3 protein-coding genes and 1 pseudogene are annotated in these 5127 nt (G+C 41.3%); 3 read left to right on the top strand and 1 reads right to left on the bottom strand.

The window, feature by feature from the left end:
* Positions 1 to 216 (top strand): annotated as a pseudogene (locus GRP75_RS29890) (hypothetical protein); the annotation flags it as partial.
* A gap of 662 nt (positions 217 to 878) precedes the next feature.
* Here GRP75_RS29890 and GRP75_RS30670 read toward each other — a convergent pair.
* Complete coding sequence (locus GRP75_RS30670; RefSeq protein ID WP_160790049.1) at positions 879 to 1157, bottom strand: helix-turn-helix domain-containing protein; 279 nt, start codon at positions 1155 to 1157, stop codon at positions 879 to 881.
* Between the two features lie 794 nt (positions 1158 to 1951).
* On the opposite strand from GRP75_RS30670, the gene GRP75_RS18880 reads away from it, so the two are divergent.
* Together GRP75_RS18880 and GRP75_RS18875 are read left to right on the top strand one after the other, a co-directional pair.
* Positions 1952 to 4648 (top strand): sensor histidine kinase, encoded by a 2697-nt coding sequence (locus GRP75_RS18880; RefSeq protein WP_160790048.1) that lies wholly within the window; start codon positions 1952 to 1954, stop codon positions 4646 to 4648.
* The coding region (locus GRP75_RS18875) for a response regulator (RefSeq protein ID WP_160790047.1) at positions 4641 to 5127 on the top strand (487 nt) is incomplete at its 3' end. The genes GRP75_RS18880 and GRP75_RS18875, both read left to right, overlap by 8 nt.

The raw sequence follows: 5127 nt of genomic DNA, 5'->3' as shown, positions 1-5127 counted from the left end.
CCACTGCATTTCACCGAAGATCAGCGTGTTACTGTTCCAACAGGGGTTTCCTTATTTCCCAAGGAGCTGCCCACGCCTCCCCGAAGCTGGGTAGAACGCGCCTATAATATTACGTACTGGGAGAAAGCGAATAAAGGCGGTCATTTTGCCGCTATGGAAAATCCTAAATTGTTTGCCGAACATCTAAATCATTTTTTTCATTCCATAAGCATCTGATCGTCTCTATCCTTGAGAGGGTTATGAACAACCAGTACATTTTTTACCAGACATACATTTACCCCTTAAAGGGGAATGGACACAAAGTTGGCCCTCAAACTTTGTCTTAGAGATTACCACAGTGAAACTGGAGTTGACCTGACTACTAAGATCATGTGAAAAGGGGCAAATTTTAATTTTGTGTTACTGTAAAATATGTAAATGCAAAGCGGTAACACAACCCATTATTCTTCTACGAAATCACTTATGAGATTCATTCCGCTACGGTAGGTTCACATATTAGTCCATATAAAATGAGAAAAATATCGGGGTGTATACACTTAAATAGATACATTTATCCATACTTCTCTTAATGATAATTCAGCCGAGTATATTCACAACCTCAACCATACTACACAGCTTCGATATTGTTATATGAATAAAACTGATCGAAACCGTCAGTATCACTCACTAATCTCAAGGCAAAGGAGCATAGATGATCCAACAAAATAACCAGTACTCTTGAATGAACTTACAGGGCAAAGAGAGCTTGGAATAATTCATGCGCATTAAAAAGCCCATGTCGTTGGCTTTGCGTCTAGTTATCGAAGAAAAAAAGGACATTGACCATTTAATTAGTCGCTTATTTAGCGGCTTTTTATATTTTGGAACGACTGACCGAACTAAAAATGAGAAATTTTATTGTATTTCCGGAAAGTGTACAGTTCATACTTTGGAAAACCTGACAAGGCCTTGATCGATATGTGGGTGAAAAGGAAAACTGAAGAGGGGGCTATTCGAAAAAATAAATGCGGTGAAACTTGGGGGCACAGTCTAATAAAGCAATTTAATCGCTCCGTAAGCTTGCTAATGATCTCAAAAGAGGGCATCGCATTTGCTTTCTCAATTTGACTAATGTAACCTCTGGTTCCAACATCTCTAGCTAGATCCTCCTGACACATTTATAAACCTTTTTGTAAGTTCTTTATCTTCTTCCTAGTAAATAGAAATTTGTGTAGCCACGGTATTGGAAGAGGGAGAGGGCTTGGTAATTACAATCGAGCCCTTTTTATTTACAGGTGCAGGGTATGTCGTTGAGCGTACGGATGGATGGACTTTATGTGTACCCGACAATAGCTTTGTAGCACAACATGAGCATACCATAATAAGGTGTCTCAGCCGGATAATACAAGAATAAGCAAAAGCTATAAAGAATGAACTGTACCCTGTCAGTCAGACATGAAGAAGAAACTATGTCTACTTGGCAGGGTACTTTCATTGGTTTCTCTGACTTAAGGAGGAAGAATTGATGTGGAAGAAATGTAGTTTGTTTTTATTAGTTCTAGCATTTGTGTCGATTTGCATTTCTGAAATGCCTGCGTCTGCTGCCAGCTCTACAATTACCAAGCATATAGGAAATTCTAACAATGAAATTTGAAATGGAAGGAGAAGATGTCTAAACGTGCTATGACAGATGAAGCCAAAGCATTGAATCCTTGTTTTTCAATCTTCTATACCGTGAATATGAGAAAAGGCTGAACCAGCTTGTGAAAGCTTTTTATATTATTTTGTGCTGCTATCCTTCCACTGAGAAAGCTAGGACAGAATCAGGATTTTGAGGCTTCTTTGAGGATGTATTACATAAAAGCGGATCTTAATACAATCTTAATGCTGTAGGCAAATTCGTAATACGGTACTGATTTTGCTCATGATATACTATGGATTGAGAGAGAATATAGTAGAGGGTGGGCACAAGATGGCAGCAAAACAGAACGATGCCGGGTCCATACTTGATCGAATTACTGACTTGCCAGTAAGAAAAAGTAGAGGAAGACTGAAAATTTTTGTTGGATATGCACCAGGTGTTGGGAAGACCTGTGCAATGCTTAGCGACGCTCACGAAGAGCAAAAAGAGGGTATAGATATCGTAGTTGGATATATTAAACATTATGCCCGGCCATACACTGCGGCGTTGTTGGAAGGACTAGAACTTCTTCCTTACATCAAAATTTCAAATAAAGAATCCTCAACTAAGGAATTTGATCTGGACCAAGCGCTCCAGAGAAGTCCTGACCTTATTTTATTGGACGATTTGGCCCATACCAACGCGGCAGGATGCCGACATAAAAAAAGATATCAGGATGTGGAGGAACTTCTTCGCGCAGGAATTCATGTATATACGACGATGAATGTTCAACAGATCGAAAGTCTAACGGATATTGTCTACTCCATTACTGGCATTTCCGTTGACGAACGCATACCGGACAGTGTATTTGACAGTGCTGATCAGGTGGAATTAGTCGATATTGAACCGGATGATTTAATAGGACGTTTGAATAGGGGAAAGATTTACCCTGAGGAGGAGAATACACAGGCTCATTTATTTACCAAAGAGAAGCTGACGACTCTACGTGAAATTGCTTTGCGTAATACAGCAAGTCAGTTAAACCGAATCGCGGAGCAAATCAGTGAGCAGGCGAAAAGAAATGAATTTGATACGAAAGAACATATTCTGGTCTGTCTGTCTTCGGCTGCTTCCAATAAGAAAGTGATCCGAACAGCAGCAAGAATGGCGGCAGCTTTTCATGGTCATTTCTCCGCGTTGTTTGTGGAAACACCAGAAGCGAGAGAATTGACATCAAAAAATAAAGCGGAGTTAAGGGAGAACCTTAGGCTGGCTGAGCAAATGGGTGCACAAATCGCAACGATGTATGGAGACGATATTCCAGGACAGATTGCCGAATATGTCAAAACAAGCTGTGTATCGAAAATTGTCCTAGGACGCTCCCCTTACAAGAGGAGAGGGCTTGCAAAATCCAATGTAAGTGATAAACTAACGGCCTTACTTCCTAATATTGAAATCTATATTATCCCCTATACTCAGTCTTCCTTCTATAAAAGATTGCCTTTTTACGAAAAATACCCATTGCTGTCGTTGGCAGATACTATCAAGACCATTGCTATCTTGGCTGTGTGCACAATTATTGGCTTGTGGTTTAAGTATTTGGAATTCCGAGAAGCTAACATTATTACCGTGTACATTCTGGGAGTTTTGTTAAATGCAATTGTGACCAAGGGCAGAATGTATAGCGCCATTTCTTCGGTTATGAGTGTACTTGTGTTTAATTATTTTTTTACCGAGCCTTATTATTCTTTACAGGCTTATGATTCAGGCTATCCGGTCACCTTTCTGGTCATGCTGGCTGCTTCTTTCATGACGAGTACACTGACTATGCGAGTAAGAGAGCAGGCTCGGCAATCTGCGCAAAAAGCTTACCGTACCGAGGTGCTTCTGGAAACAAGCCGGAAATTGCAACAGGCCAAAGACTCTCCGGCTATTATTAATGAAATGGCACATCAAATGGTAAAGTTGTTGGACAGAATGGTCATTTTCTATTCAGTTGACCAAGGGGGACTGTTGGCGCCGCAGTTTTTTCCAAAGAAAGAATCTGCAGTTGATCCAGGGGTCTACACAGGAGGCAACGAACGTGCAGTTGCAGAGTGGGTATATAAAAACAACAAGCGTGCAGGAGCAACGACGGATACTTTTTTTGGCGCTAAGTGTCTATATCATGCGGTGCGTGGAGGAGAGCAGGTTCTTGCGGTGGCAGCTATTGTAATGGATGAGGAAGAACCTTTAGAAGTTTTTGAAAATAGCCTAATGCTTGCCATGCTGGGAGAATGCGCGCTGGCGCTAGAGAAAGAAAAACTGAACGAAAGACAACAAGAGATCTCCATGCAAATCCAGCAGGAGCAACTCCGTGCCAGTCTGCTTCGGTCCATTTCTCATGATTTACGCACTCCACTTACCAGCATCTCAGGCAATGCGGGGATTCTTCTTGGAAACCCAGAGGTACTAAACGAGGAACAGAAAAAAGGTCTATATACGGATATATATGACGATTCCATGTGGTTAATCAATTTGGTAGAAAATTTGCTGTCTATTAGTCGAATCGAAGGTGGTACTCTAAATCTGAATTTTCAGGCAGAATTAATGGAGGAAGTCATTTCGGAGGCTCTGCTTCATGTGAATCGCAACAGTGTGAAGCATGTCATTCAGACGGAACTGGATGATGAATTGATGATGGCTCGAATGGACTCCCGACTTATTGTTCAGGTATTGATCAATATGATTGATAATGCAATCAAGTATACCCAAGATGGCTCTCACATCACAATTTCAGCAAGACGCGAGAGACATATAGTCATTGTAGAAATCTCAGATGATGGCCCCGGTATTTCTTCAGAAGAAGTCAAGGTTAGACTGTTTGAGATGTTTTATACGGCAGACAACATTCATGGGGACGGACGTCGTGGATTAGGATTGGGGCTTTCTCTGTGCAAATCAATTGTGAATGCTCATGGAGGTACTATTGGTGTTAAGGACAATATCCCTAAAGGGACGGTTTTTTATTTTACCCTGCAAGCTGAGGAAGTGAATGTTCATGAATAAACCTTTTATTCTTGTTGTGGAGGACGATAAACCCATCCGCAAGCTGATTACGACAACGCTGGAGACACAGGGGTATAAATATCATACGGCTGAAACAGGGGAAGCATCGATTTTAGAAGCAGTATCCAAGCAGCCGGATCTAATGATTCTGGATTTGGGGCTGCCGGATATGGATGGTGTAGATATCATAAAAAAGTTTCGTGCATGGTCGAATATGCCTATTATCGTGGTCAGCGCACGCAGCGAAGATCGGGATAAAATAGATGCGTTGGATGCCGGAGCGGACGATTATCTAACAAAGCCCTTCAGTGTAGAAGAACTGCTGGCCAGACTTCGAGTCAGTTTACGAAGAATTCGAAATGACAGTGATAAGCTCCTGAAGGATGCTTCCAGCTTTATTAATGGAAATTTGAAAATTGATTATGCAGCAGGATGCGTATGGATTGGTGAAGAAGAAATTCACCTGACCCCAAGCGAAT

This window comes from Paenibacillus sp. OT2-17, from assembly GCF_009827695.1.
Classification (GTDB): Bacteria; Bacillota; Bacilli; order Paenibacillales; family Paenibacillaceae; genus Paenibacillus; species Paenibacillus polymyxa_B.
Note: the sequence above shows the minus strand (reverse complement) of the source record. Positions and strands in the feature narration are given on the sequence as shown.